The 12707-nt window shown below is 35.9% G+C and carries 12 protein-coding genes; 10 read left to right on the forward strand and 2 right to left on the reverse strand.

What is annotated here, in order from left to right:
* Positions 1 to 32 precede the first annotated feature (32 nt).
* The 9 genes from V6R96_RS08590 to V6R96_RS08630 all read left to right on the forward strand — a co-directional run bounded on the left by V6R96_RS08590 (position 33) and on the right by V6R96_RS08630 (position 9464).
* The gene (locus V6R96_RS08590; protein ID WP_336378662.1) at positions 33 to 1124 is read left to right on the forward strand and encodes a hypothetical protein; all 1092 of its coding nucleotides are present in this window, start codon (positions 33 to 35) and stop codon (positions 1122 to 1124) included.
* Positions 1125 to 1273: 149 nt separating this feature from the next.
* A complete protein-coding gene (locus V6R96_RS08595) occupies positions 1274 to 1678 on the forward strand; it encodes a hypothetical protein (RefSeq protein ID WP_336378663.1) in 405 nt (134 codons plus the stop codon).
* The gene (locus V6R96_RS08600; protein ID WP_336378664.1) at positions 1675 to 2088 is read left to right on the forward strand and encodes a hypothetical protein; all 414 of its coding nucleotides are present in this window, start codon (positions 1675 to 1677) and stop codon (positions 2086 to 2088) included. Before V6R96_RS08595 ends, V6R96_RS08600 begins: the two co-directional genes overlap by 4 nt.
* Positions 2089 to 2144: 56 nt before the next feature.
* A complete protein-coding gene (locus V6R96_RS08605; protein WP_336378665.1) occupies positions 2145 to 3323 on the forward strand; it encodes an acetyl-CoA C-acyltransferase in 1179 nt (392 codons plus the stop codon).
* 106 nt (positions 3324 to 3429) lie between these two features.
* The gene (locus V6R96_RS08610) at positions 3430 to 4920 is read left to right on the forward strand and encodes an MFS transporter (protein ID WP_111958019.1); all 1491 of its coding nucleotides are present in this window, start codon (positions 3430 to 3432) and stop codon (positions 4918 to 4920) included.
* 204 nt (positions 4921 to 5124) lie between these two features.
* Positions 5125 to 6051, forward strand: coding sequence for a mevalonate kinase (locus V6R96_RS08615; protein ID WP_111958398.1), 927 nt, complete (start codon positions 5125 to 5127; stop codon positions 6049 to 6051).
* Positions 6052 to 6061: 10 nt separating this feature from the next.
* The gene (locus V6R96_RS08620; RefSeq protein WP_336378666.1) at positions 6062 to 6991 is read left to right on the forward strand and encodes a UbiA family prenyltransferase; all 930 of its coding nucleotides are present in this window, start codon (positions 6062 to 6064) and stop codon (positions 6989 to 6991) included.
* 64 nt (positions 6992 to 7055) lie between these two features.
* Positions 7056 to 8222 (forward strand): proline dehydrogenase family protein, encoded by a 1167-nt coding sequence (locus V6R96_RS08625; RefSeq protein WP_223559376.1) that lies wholly within the window; start codon positions 7056 to 7058, stop codon positions 8220 to 8222.
* 225 nt (positions 8223 to 8447) lie between these two features.
* Positions 8448 to 9464 carry a T9SS type A sorting domain-containing protein gene (locus V6R96_RS08630; protein WP_336378667.1) on the forward strand — a complete coding sequence of 339 codons (1017 nt, stop codon included), beginning with the start codon at positions 8448 to 8450 and terminating at the stop codon, positions 9462 to 9464.
* 61 nt (positions 9465 to 9525) lie between these two features.
* Here the strand turns inward: V6R96_RS08630 and V6R96_RS08635 are convergent, their stop codons facing one another.
* A complete protein-coding gene (locus V6R96_RS08635; RefSeq protein WP_336378668.1) occupies positions 9526 to 10062 on the reverse strand; it encodes a helix-turn-helix transcriptional regulator in 537 nt (178 codons plus the stop codon).
* Between the two features lie 839 nt (positions 10063 to 10901).
* Between V6R96_RS08635 and V6R96_RS08640 the strand changes: the two genes are divergently transcribed.
* Entirely contained in the window at positions 10902 to 12011 is a 1110-nt protein-coding gene (locus tag V6R96_RS08640; protein ID WP_336378669.1) for a M14 family zinc carboxypeptidase, read from the forward strand.
* A gap of 81 nt (positions 12012 to 12092) precedes the next feature.
* Here the strand turns inward: V6R96_RS08640 and V6R96_RS08645 are convergent, their stop codons facing one another.
* The gene (locus V6R96_RS08645) at positions 12093 to 12602 is read right to left on the reverse strand and encodes a DUF4920 domain-containing protein (RefSeq protein WP_111958007.1); all 510 of its coding nucleotides are present in this window, start codon (positions 12600 to 12602) and stop codon (positions 12093 to 12095) included.
* Positions 12603 to 12707 lie beyond the last annotated feature (105 nt).

Consider the following 12707-nt stretch of genomic DNA (forward strand, 5'->3'; position numbering starts at 1 on the left):
CTAAAATATTGTTTAAAATTAATAAAATAAATATGAGAACAAAGTTGATCTTTATGGCTGCTGTAATGGCTTTTACATACAGTGCGGCTCAGGAAAAACCGGATATGAATCTGCAGATTAAACTCTATTCGAAAAAAATTGACAGCATTGTGGTTTCAGAGAAATCCAAAATGAATGCAGAGCTGGACATCGTTGATAAAGATTTTAAAGATAATAAAATCACAACGGAGGAAAAGCAGAAAAAACGCTCCGAAATTGCTTCAAAATATCAACAAACGATTAATGAAAAAGTAGATGCCCAGCAAAGCGAACTGCAGGCTGCGACAACAGAAATGGTTAGAAATGCTGTTTTTATGGATCGGGACAGTACAAATAAAAACGAAATGTGGCTGGGATTTAATGGTCTTAATATGAAATTGGGGCAAAAGGGGACAAAAAATCCAAAACAGTCCTTACAGACGGTAGAATTATCCGGCAGTATAATGGGAGCAGGCCTGACCTCAAAAAATGAACCTTTTAACTTTTACAATAAAGATTCTGATACCAGGAACACCATCATCAACTCTTCAGAGATGGCAATCAGATATGAGGACCAGATCGGAGGCTTTAAAAGTCCTGTATTTTACCGGGTTGGTTTAGGAGTCAGATTCGACCAGTATGTTCCCAAATACGGAAAAGTTTTTAAGCAGGAAGACAACGCTTTGTTCGTAGATGATTTTGACAGGGGGAATTTAAAGAAAACCCAATTCAACATTACATACCTATACATTCCTGTAGATTTAAGATTTGTATTGAATCCAAAATATACAGAATATGACGGGGTTCAGTATCTTGATAACAAAAAAAGACAACTGAGCCTGGTAATGGGGATTTATGGCGGTGTGAAAGTAGGAAGTGTGAACTACATAAAATATTCAAATGAAAACTCCAGAAGGATTGTAGAAAGAGAAAGAATAATGCATGGAGTGAACGATTTTATCGTCGGTGGAAAATTCGGGATCAGTTATGGAGGTCTTAAAGTATTTGTTCAGAAAGATTTTACACCCGTATTCAATGACAGGGCTATTCTGAAGAATAAATATGGAGTTCAGCTCGGCATAGAATTCGTAAATATCATTTTCTAATTCAGCAATAAAATCGAATATTTATTGAAAATAATTTAATTTTAATTAATTTTTATTGAGGCTAACAAATGTTTGTAAAGGAATCATCCGTTTTTAAAACACACTGTTTAAAAGTGTGTTTTTTTTTGTATTTTGGCACTTTAGTAAATATGAAAAATATTCAGTTATTAGGATTATTATTAGTGGTGGCGGGTAGTTTTCTTCCTCTTGTTCATGTTCCCATTATTGGAAACTGGAATTACTGGAAACTGGATCATTATCTGGCTATTGCATGCTGGATCTTTGCCGCATGTGCAGTTTTTGGTATTGTCAATAACAGTGTGAAAGTAGTAAGGTTCTTTGGAGTGTTGCTGATTCTGTTATTTGCATTTACACTCGTTGCCGTAAAGATGCAGTCTCTGGAATACTTCAGCTTTCTGCCGTTCAAATCATGGAGAGAAGCTTTTGCAGGAGTTGTAAAGCTGAGATGGGGCTGGGTTATAGAATTTTTAGGCGCTTTCCTTATGGTTTTCGCTGCAGGAAATAAAAAAATAAATCAACGGACACAAATATGAAGCATTTAAAATTAGGATCAGCAGCTTTATTGATGTTGATATTTTCTCAGGCTAAGTCTCAAAAGACAGCATTTGACAAACCGGATCAGCCGGCTAAATGTAAAAATATAAGAGAAGGGAAATTCCTTCGCCCGAATTATCCCGCGGGAATCTGGTATATGACCATTAAAGATAATATTCAGACCGAATATTTCAATAATGGTAAAGACTACATAAAATCCTCTCTGGTTTTTGTGGACGACTGCAATTATAAAGCGATCGTGCTGGATAAGACAGTCAATGATGGCCGTATCCGTATAGGAGATGTTTTCAGCAATAAAATTGTAGAAACTCAGGATAACGCCCTGAAAATACATTCCAAAATTGAAAATAGCCAATATGAGGTTATTTATATAAAAGCAAAAAAATAGAATAGTATAATGCAGTCGGAAGGCAGCATTTGTTAAAAAAAGTAAATATAATACACATGAAAGAAGTATTCATCGTTTCCGCAGTAAGAACACCTATCGGGAGTTTTATGGGAAGCCTTTCAACCGTTCCTGCTACAAAGTTGGGATCTGCTGCTGTAAAAGGAGCATTAAATAAAATCGGTCTTGATCCTAAGAATGTTCAGGAGATCTATATGGGAAATGTACTGCAGGCAGGAGAAGGCCAGGCCCCGGCCCGTCAGGTGGCTTTGGGTGCAGGGCTGTCTGTTGAGACCCCTTCTACTACAGTCAATAAAGTATGTGCTTCTGGAATGAAAGCAGTAACTATGGCAGCGCAGGCTATCAAGGCAGGTGATGCAGAAGTAATTGTTGCCGGAGGTATGGAGAATATGTCGCTTGTTCCACACTACTATAATGCAAGAGTTGCCACTAAATTAGGCGATATCAAAATGCAGGACGGAATGGTGCTGGATGGCCTTACAGACGTGTACAATAAAGTGCATATGGGAGTTTGTGCAGAAAAATGTGCTGTAGATTACAGTATTTCAAGAGAAGATCAGGATAATTTTGCTATAGAATCTTACAAAAGATCAGCAAAAGCATGGAGCGAAGGAAAATTTACTGAAGAAGTGGTTCCTGTTGAAATTCCTCAGAGAAAAGGAGATCCGGTAATTTTTTCTGAAGATGAAGAGTATAAAGCAGTAAATTTTGACAGAATTGCAACGCTTCCTACCGTATTCAAGAAAGAAGAAGGAACAGTAACCGCTGCCAATGCGTCTACATTAAATGATGGTGCTTCTGCCTTAATCCTTGTTTCTAAGGAAAAAATGGAAGAATTAGGCTTAAAGCCTCTAGCACGAATCGTTTCCTATGCTGATGCAGCTCAGGAGCCTGAAAACTTCACGACTGCTCCTGCAAAGGCTTTACCAATTGCTCTTAAAAAAGCAGGTTTAGAAATTTCTGATATTGATTTCTTTGAATTTAATGAAGCATTCTCTGTAGTAGGGCTTGCCAACAACAAAATTCTAGGTCTGGATGCGTCCAAAGTAAACGTAAACGGTGGAGCAGTAGCCATTGGACATCCGCTGGGAAGTTCAGGATCCAGAATCATCGTAACACTGATTAATGTATTGAAGCAGAATAATGCAAAATACGGTGCTGCAGCTATCTGTAACGGTGGTGGAGGAGCTTCTGCTATCGTGATTGAAAATATGTAATATTCTCTCGAAGAATATTTTACCATTAAGGAATCGATAATTTTTCTAAATTCTAATCGATTTCTTAATGGTTTTTCTATTTTTGTGCTACTAATATTTATTTGAAATGTCTGAAATTGAGAATCAACAGCCTCAAAACATAAAGAATAATCCAAGGATTATGAAAGCCTGGGCTGTATACGACTGGGCGAACTCTGTTTACTCATTGGTTATTACCTCTACTATTTTTCCTATTTACTATTCCATACTGACAACTGCTTATGAGAAAAAGGAGTATGTGGAAGAAACAAAATCATGGATTGATGTTCCGGTAAGGCACATGATAAAGATTTTCGGAGAAGAATACCAGCCGGATGCTGTGTACGGATATTCACTGACCATATCGTTTTTTATTGTAGTGCTGCTTTCTCCGTTCCTATCCTCATTAGCGGATACTATCGGAAACAAAAAATCATTCCTTCAGTTTTTCTGTTATCTTGGCGCAACTTCATGTATGGGATTGGCTATGTTTACGGGAATGCATAATGTATTTTTAGGCCTTCTATTCAGTATTACGGCGAGTGTCGGGTTCTGGGGAAGTTTGGTATTTTATAATTCATTTTTGCCCGATATTGCAACCCGGGATAAACAGGATGCGCTGTCTGCAAGAGGATATGTTTACGGATATATAGGCTCTGTCGTTCTTGTGGTGATCTGTCTGGTACTTATTCAGGTTTTTGCAAAAGGAGCGGCACAGCAGCTTTTATTTACAAGAATAAGCTTCCTGTTGACCGGTGCATGGTGGTTTGGTTTTTCCCAGTATACTTTCAAACATCTTCCTCAGTTTGGAGATGTTAAAGAAAAACTGCCTAAAGATCTTGTTCTTTTAAATTATAAGAATATCTTTAAAAAACATGAAGAACAGGGTGGTTTCTTTGAGGTTCTTAAAGACAATATGAGCTTTTATAAAGACATTGCCAAAGAAAGTTTTCATGAGCTTTTCAAAGTAGGTGGAGTATTGTTTAAGGATAGAAACCTAAAATTCTTTCTTTCCAGCTTCTTTTTTTACAGTGTCGGAATGCAGACTATTTTCCTGATGGCTACGTTATTTGGAAAAAGTGAAATCAACCTGGCTCAGGATAAACTGATCGGAACCCTTTTGGTTATTCAAATCGAAGCGATTATCGGAGCAGTTATATTCTCCAGGTTATCAAGAAAAATAGGAAACAGAAACGTGATTTCTATCGCTATCGTACTTTGGATTGTTGCGTGTCTTTGGGCCTATTTCCTGAACAAAGAAAATCCTACGGTAGAATATCAGTTCTATGGAGTGGCAGCAGTAGTAGGATTGGTAATGGGTGGACTTCAGGCTATGTCAAGATCAACCTATTCAAAGCTTCTGCCTGAAGACTCTATGGAAAATACCACATATTTCAGCTTCTATGATGTATTGGAAAAAATTGCGATCATTATCGGAACGTTCATCTTTGCAACACTGATTGAACATTTTAATAATATGCGTATCGCAGCCCTTTCGATGACTTTATTTTTCGCGGCAGGACTTGTTCTGATCCGGTTTCTTAAAGTTAATATGCGGAAAGAAAGAGATACTTTATAATCAACTATCAATAAAAATTAATTAAACTATCATAAAAGCCTGATCTTTCAGGCTTTTTGCTGTCTGCGGATAAAATGGTTTTCCGCTCTTTGTAGTGAGAAAAGCCTGAAAAACGTTTTCTGCTTAAATAAATTGGAATTCGGCTTAAGTTTTGCTTATATTCAGCGGAATAATTTTAACTTTGCAAAAAGATTTATTGTCAAAATGACGAACCCTCTATTTTATGCAAAAATAATTCTCTTTGGAGAATATGGGATGATTGAAGACTCCCAGGGGCTTGTAGTACCTTACAGTTTCTATAAAGGAACCCTGAAATTCTCAGATTTGAGTTCTGAATTTGAACTTAAATCGAACAAACATCTGCAGAAATACTCTGATTTCCTTGCAACGCTTGACCTTTCTGATGATTTTAAATTAGATATCGAAAGCTTTAAAAATGATATTGAATCCGGACTTTTCTTCGATTCCAATATTCCCCAGGGATACGGCGTAGGAAGTTCAGGAGCTTTGGTAGCTGCTATTTTTGAAAAATATGCGCTCAATAAGTTGGATCCTGAACAAATCTCAAAAGACAATCTGAAAAAATTAAAAACCGTTTTTGGAGAAATGGAAAGCTATTTCCATGGTAAAAGTTCAGGAATGGACCCTCTGATCTGCTATATGAACCTTCCGATCCTTATCGAGAATAAAGAAAACCTCGATAGGGTTTCCATCCCGGAAGGGGAAGCTGGAAAAGGAGCCATATTTCTTATCGACAGCGGTATTACAGGAGAAACAGGGCCTATGATACAGATTTTCTTTGAAAAAATGAAAACTGAAGGTTTCCGAAAAACATTGAAAGAAGAATTCATCCGTTACAACAATGCATGCATTGAATCTTTCCTTAAAAAAGACATGAATCCTTTCTTCAGAAACCTGAAAAAGCTTTCCTATTGGGCATATGAACATTTCCGTCCGATGATTCCTGAAAGTATTTTCAACATCTGGAAAAAAGGGCTTGACTCTAATGCCTACTATCTGAAACTTTGCGGAAGCGGCGGTGGCGGATATATCCTGGGTTTCACTAAAGACTATGCAAAAGCAGAAAAAATGCTTGAAGGCTTCCAAAAAGAAGTGATTTACAGATTTTAAACAGGTTGGAATGAATTCTGAAAAAGAAACTTTCCAATCTAAAAACTATATCTCTAAATCTATATTTTACAGATTATCACAATTCGTGGGTTTTCTGATAGGTGCCCGTTTTTTTGTTGCGGCACTCCATACATTTGCCCTGTATGTATCTACTTTTTTTCTCTTCAATCAGGATGAAACGTTCAGTAAATTTGTCTTCGATTTTAAGGTACATGGCATTATTTTCTGCACCGTTATAACTATTCTGGCGGGTGGAATCATCAATCAGTTTTATGACCTGGAAAAAGACCATGTGGTAAAACCGTTCCGGACCAGAATCCAAAGCTTTATCAAGCAGAAATATTTTTTGTATGCTTACCTTGCTCTGACAGCGATTTCTCTTGGGGTCGCATGGATGATTTCCCATAAGGTTTTTGTTTTTTTTCTTGTATACCAGTTCTTCATGTGGTTTTACAGTCATAAGTTAAGCCGGTTACTGATCATTAACAATCTTACTTTTGTAAGCCTAACCCTTTATCCTTTTTTCGGAATGATGGTGTATTACGAAACCTTTTCCAAAAAGGTATTGCTGATGGCTATTTTCCTTTTTCTGATCCTTCTGTGTATCGATATTGTGAAAGATATGCTTACAAAAAGTGTAGACAAAGCATTCGGATATACAACCATTCCCAACTATTTTAAAAATAAAAATACCCAGATCATAATCATTTCCCTGTTGATTACCACAATGGCCGTTTCCATGAAACTAATCACCAAAACAGGGATATCAGGTTTTATGGCATATTACTTTACCGGAGGCTTATTCGTAATGATCTTCTGTATTTACCTTTTGCTTAAATCTACCAGAAGGAGTAAGTTCTTCACACTCAATATATTAAGATTTTGGGTTTTTGTAGGAATTATGGCAATGCTCCTGAACGGAATCGAAAGCAAATTCTAGAAAATTTTCTTTAAATAAACTGAGGTTATTATTACCTTTGCAAAACTAAATTTAATAAAAAGGAATGCCCATTTTTAACGATACTAAAGTAGCATTTGCAGACAAGTCTGATGCACAATTGAGAAAGGCGTACTGGATGTTTAAAATGATTGAACAGCCCGCTCTTACCAGTCTTGGAACTTCTGTTCTTAATTTTACGGTTCACAATAATTTTCCTTTCGTGACCGGAATTGTAAAAAGTACTTTGTTTGAACAGTTCTGTGGTGGTGAGACCCGTGAAGAAAGTATGAAAGCGGTAAAACAGCTTTTCAAAAGAGGAGTGGGAAGTATTTTCGATTACTCTATCGAAGGTAAAGAGGATGAGGAAACCTTTGATGCGGTATGTAAAGAGATCAAAGATATCATTAGATTTTCTGTGGGAAATCCTGCTATTCCTTTTATTGTATTCAAACCGACTGCTTTTGGAAGAATTGACCTGTATGAAGCGGTAGGAAGTGGAGCTGAACTTACTTCAAGTCAGAAAGAGGAATGGAAAAGAGTTGTAAGAAGATTTGATGAGGTATGCGGTCTTTGCCATGAGCATGACAAAAAAGTAATGGTAGATGCTGAAGAGACCTGGATGCAGGATGCAGCAGACCAACTTTGTGAAGAAATGATGGAGAAATACAACCGGGAAAAGCCAATTGTTTGGAATACCATCCAGATGTACAGAACCGGAAGACTGGAGTATATGGAAGCTCATCTTCAGAAAGCCAGAGAAAAGAACTATTTCATAGGATATAAGATTGTGCGTGGCGCCTATATGGAAAAGGAAAGAGCCAGAGCAGAAGAAAAAGGATATCCGGATCCTATACAGCCTAATAAGGAGGCTTCGGACAAGAATTATAATGCCGGAATTGATTTTGTAATGAATCATCTGGATAAAGTATCTGCATTCTTTGGAACTCATAATGAGATCTCATCAGAACTGGTTATGGATAAAATGAAATCCAAGGCGCTTGAAAATGGAAATCCTCACATCTACTTTGGACAGCTTTACGGAATGAGCGATAATATTACCTTCTACCTTTCAGATAAAGGCTATAATGTAGCTAAATACCTTCCATACGGTCCAGTAAAGGATGTTGTGCCTTATCTTACAAGGAGAGCCAGAGAAAACACTTCTGTAGCCGGACAAACCGGAAGAGAACTAGGTCTCATCAAGAAAGAATTGGAAAGAAGAAAGAAATAATATTTTATAAAATATACAAAAAGACCTGCAGAAACTGCAGGTCTTTTTAATTTGCTATATGTATGTGAAAAAGAACTGTATCTATTATAAGTACCATCATTTTGATATTGTTTATAATTTACAATATTTACATATCTATTAATTATATAATATAAATATTTAATATATATTGTTTTATTCATTGTTATTGGTTATATTTGATTGAAACCATTAAAAACTAATATTATGAAAAAAGCATTACTTATTGCTGCCTTTATAGCGGCTAATTTTGGCATAGCACAAACCTATAATAACGGAGGTTTAAGTACCGGAGCTACTTCTAAAAGTGGAACGGCAGCACCTGCCGGATACACATGGTCTGAACTTCAGAATAATACAGGAAATACTACAGAATCCAATACCAGCCTTGGTTTGGGCGGAACATCCAGTTCAGCTGCGGCGAGTTTTTTTCTTGCTGATGATTTTACTGTTCCCGCCGGAAGTTCGTGGCAGATTACAACCATAGATTTTTTTGCCTATCAGACGAATTATGCAGGAACTACGGCTCCTTTTAATACAGTAAGAGTAAACATATTCAATTCGGACCCTTCCGTAGCAGGGGCAACAAGTGTATTTGGAGATGATACTACCAACAGGTTTTCTGCAGGAGTAGATGCTACCATGTACAGAACTGGAAATACTGTCGTACCTGCAGCAGCAGTTCCTGGTACCACTAGAAAAATATGGAAAATAACAGCCAATACCCCTGTTACTCTGGGAGCCGGAACATACTGGATAAAGTACCAGCTGCAGAATGTGGTGATGGCTAATGCAGGTTTTTTACCACCGGTTACAATTGTTGGAAGCCGGGGACTTCCTGCCTTTAATGCTAAACAATTTGATGCCATTTTAGGAACGTGGACTTCTCTAGTTGATGCCGGAAACCCTACTTCAGCTCCTGATGTCCCTTTAGATATGCCGTTTGTTATTACATTTACAGCGACTACGCTAGGTACACAGGAAACCATGCAGTATGACAACAGGATCCAGGTATATCCTAATCCGGTAAAAGACCATTTCAGAATCAATAATCCTGAAAGGCTCAGAATAAGCAGTGTGGAAATTATGGATGTTTCCGGAAAAATAGTAAGGACCTTGAAAGGTTCCGAAGAGTATAGTGTTTCAGATTTGCCAAAAGGAAATTATATTCTGAAGATCAAGAATGAAGGGGGACATACAAAAATTACAAAACTAATAAAGTAGTAAGCTTTAGTTTTCTTCTTCAACTATTTTTTATCCCGGCCATTTTCTTTGACCGGGTTTTTTATGGCTCAAAACTTTCAAATTTTCCGTTTTCATAAAAGAGTACAATCCTTTTTATCTTATTTTCTTGATTACCAATAACTTGGCTTAATATTTTATCATTAGTATTTTCTAATCGCTGAGAATTGGATAAATTTTCCTGAGTCTTATATGGGGGTGGTATAAACGATTCTCGTGGGCTCTCTTTCAGAGTATCAGATTCCTCTTCAGCTCCGAAAGCTTCATCATCCTTCATCATCGTAAACAGATCGGGTAGCGGAGTGGGTTTCCCTTTTTCATCTTCCGGTTTTTCTTCTGAAGCAGGTTTTACTTCCGGTAATTCGGATTTCAGCATTTCACCTTCACCCGTAACCAGCCAGTCCCAAAGGATTTCCGGGAAGCTTGACTTTATCTTTATAATAAATTCCAGAGACGGCTTGTTTCTTCCGGAAGTGATATGCGAAATGGAAGAACGCTGTACATCAATCTCATCTGCAAACTCGGAAGGGCTGAGGTTGGAATACTCAATAACTTTTGAAATTCTTTCGTTTAAACTCATAAAAATAAGTTGTCAATTATGTTACAAATGTAAATAATAAAATTCACATATGCAAATTACATAAGTAAACGAAGTTTAATTTTATAAATATACATATGTAAATGGATATAATAAACTTAAATAGAGCTGTTTATAATAATTCTCTTTCCACTATAACTCTATTTAACAAAGTAAACACCATTTTAAGCTGATAAATTTCCTTGATTAATTACTTTGAAACCTTCTGTTTTGTTGGGTCTCCAATATTCAGGGGTTGTCTATTAATTATATGCTAAATCAATGATTAGTAGTGTTTTAAAATATATTCAGAAGTATAGCATATTTACTGAGAAATAAAAGATTTTAAGCAGTAAAAGATCTTTATTTGCTGTATACAAACGTAAATTATAATCGTAAGTAACTTATTAATAGTATTTTATGGATAAATATATTAAAACTTTGTTTACTAATAAATCCTTATTTTCTGATAAGAGTAATGAAGGTCATATGATAGTTAAATTTAGATTGAATTTCTTGGATAAATACAAAAAAACAGCAATTTACATTTGTATATGTATTTAATTAACGAAGTTTTCCACATTAATCTTGTTTAGCAATATTATACCTATTTACTGATTAATAGGCTTTTATTCACTTAAAGTAAGATTCTAAATGTAATTGATGTAAGCTTTATAAGTTACTGAATTTAAATGTTTTACATATCTATAAATATCATATTTTCAATTAACAATCTTATCCACAGACAAAATGGCAGTTGTCATTGTTTAATAAAGTTACAAATGTTAACTGATATTTTTTGCCTAAAAATCATTAAATTTGACTCTTGTAAATTATTTATAATGAATTTTGAACAGCTCTATTCTCCGAATCCTAATTTCTCAAACCGCTATATTTCTCCTGAAAAATTATTTTCTTACTTACAGGCCAATCTCAGCGATTATATTCAGGAGATTGGAAGATCCTATTTAGACAAGCCTATTTATCAGTTAAGCCTAGGAACGGGAACTATTAATGTTCTTGCATGGTCACAGATGCACGGAAATGAATCCAATGCCAGTCATGCCATGCTTGACCTTTTGGAAACTTTGGATAAGAATTCCGAAATGAAGCAAGATCTTTTCAGTAAAATCAGGCTGGATTTTATTTTTATGCTCAATCCTGATGGCTCAGAAAAATGGACAAGACTAAATGCTGCAGATATTGACCTGAATAGAGATTTTCATAATGAATCGAGTACGGAAATTAAATTCCTTAAAAAAGTAGTGGCCTCAAAAAAATATGATTATGCACTAAACCTACATGAACAGAGGACTATTTTTACGACAGACGGAATACATCCGGCAACGCTTTCTTTTTTGGCTCCCTCTGAAAATGAAGAACGTACGATAACGGATAACAGGAAGAAATGCATGGCTGTAATTGGAAGAATGTATGATCATTTAAAAGAATTAATTCCGAATCAGATCGGCAGATATTCTGATGAGTTTTATCCTACCTCTACAGGCGACAACTTCATTAAGGCCGGAATGCCTACTATTTTATTTGAGGGCGGACATTTCGTAGATGATTATACAAGAAAAGGAACCAGAAAATACTATACGGTTGCTTTATATTATGCTTTAAAAGCAATCAGTGAGCTGAATTCGGATACAGAAGGGTGGGAAAAATATCTTGAAATTCCCGAAAACCAGGAAACACATTATGATATTATTTACAGAAATGTAAAGCTGAATACAGACCATGAATGCATTTTGGATGTTGCAGTTCAGTACCGCGAAATTATGGAAGAAGGTAAGGATGAAATATCATTCGTACCTTTTGTGATGGAAGTGGGAGATGTGAAAAAAAGAAAAGGCTGGCTGGAAATAGACTGTACAGGGAAAAGATTTGTATCTGCTACCAAATATCCGAAACTGGATGCGCCTGTAGAATTTACAATAGAAGATTAGAAAAGCTTAAGATTTTCATAAAATAAAAACGTCCTCAAAAGGTATTACTTCCTGAGGACGTTTTTGATAGTATATACAGGATTAGTTTACCACTTTAATTCCATTGGCTACGAACCTGATCTCTTCTTTAGGAGTCGTGATGGCATCAATTTCAGCCTGAGGTTTCTTAGCATCTTCAGCATAATGTTTCTGTTCGTCTACTGAAGTTACTTTTCTTTCTGCAGTACCCTCCAATACAACATTTTTACCTTTTAAAGCTGTTGGAACAAAGAATGCATAATCTTTCATTTTTACGAAAAACTGAGAATTATCTTCAGTCTGGATGGTAAGCCAGCATCCTTTTTTCTCACATACATCAGTTACTTTTCCTTTAACTGCTACGTTTTCAACTTTTTTATTGTCTTTCTTAAGTTTTTTGCTCAGTTTATCAACTGTGATGGCCTTAGACTCTGAAGTTACTCCGGCTCCATATGCGTCACCTACAATAGCACTTCCTTCCGGTGGTCCAGACTTTTTCTGTGATGTCTCCTGTGCAAAAGCTAAAGTAGAAATACTTACAGCTGCTGCAAATAATATAGCTTTGAATTTCATTTTTAATATTTTTTCCAAAAGTACTAATTAAAATTGAATAACAATTCGATAAAAACTTGATAAAAAGCAGGTGATGCAGTAAATTTTCAACAAATATCAAAATCA

Source organism: Chryseobacterium sp. CCNWLW53 (assembly GCF_037083525.1).
Taxonomy (GTDB): Bacteria; Bacteroidota; Bacteroidia; order Flavobacteriales; family Weeksellaceae; genus Chryseobacterium; species Chryseobacterium lathyri.

Bases quoted from the DNA above. Each gene is read 5' to 3' on its own strand.
- V6R96_RS08600 (WP_336378664.1), top strand. From the start codon at position 1,675: ATGAAGCATTTAAAATTAGGATCAGCAGCTTTATTGATGTTGATATTT.
- V6R96_RS08640 (WP_336378669.1), top strand. From the start codon at position 10,902: ATGAATTTTGAACAGCTCTATTCTCCGAATCCTAATTTCTCAAACCGC.
- V6R96_RS08595 (WP_336378663.1), top strand. From the start codon at position 1,274: ATGAAAAATATTCAGTTATTAGGATTATTATTAGTGGTGGCGGGTAGT.
- V6R96_RS08620 (WP_336378666.1), top strand. From the start codon at position 6,062: ATGAATTCTGAAAAAGAAACTTTCCAATCTAAAAACTATATCTCTAAA.
- V6R96_RS08590 (WP_336378662.1), top strand. From the start codon at position 33: ATGAGAACAAAGTTGATCTTTATGGCTGCTGTAATGGCTTTTACATAC.
- V6R96_RS08615 (WP_111958398.1), top strand. From the start codon at position 5,125: ATGACGAACCCTCTATTTTATGCAAAAATAATTCTCTTTGGAGAATAT.
- V6R96_RS08630 (WP_336378667.1), top strand. From the start codon at position 8,448: ATGAAAAAAGCATTACTTATTGCTGCCTTTATAGCGGCTAATTTTGGC.
- V6R96_RS08645 (WP_111958007.1), bottom strand. From the start codon at position 12,602: ATGAAATTCAAAGCTATATTATTTGCAGCAGCTGTAAGTATTTCTACT.
- V6R96_RS08635 (WP_336378668.1), bottom strand. From the start codon at position 10,062: ATGAGTTTAAACGAAAGAATTTCAAAAGTTATTGAGTATTCCAACCTC.
- V6R96_RS08625 (WP_223559376.1), top strand. From the start codon at position 7,056: ATGCCCATTTTTAACGATACTAAAGTAGCATTTGCAGACAAGTCTGAT.
- V6R96_RS08605 (WP_336378665.1), top strand. From the start codon at position 2,145: ATGAAAGAAGTATTCATCGTTTCCGCAGTAAGAACACCTATCGGGAGT.
- V6R96_RS08610 (WP_111958019.1), top strand. From the start codon at position 3,430: ATGTCTGAAATTGAGAATCAACAGCCTCAAAACATAAAGAATAATCCA.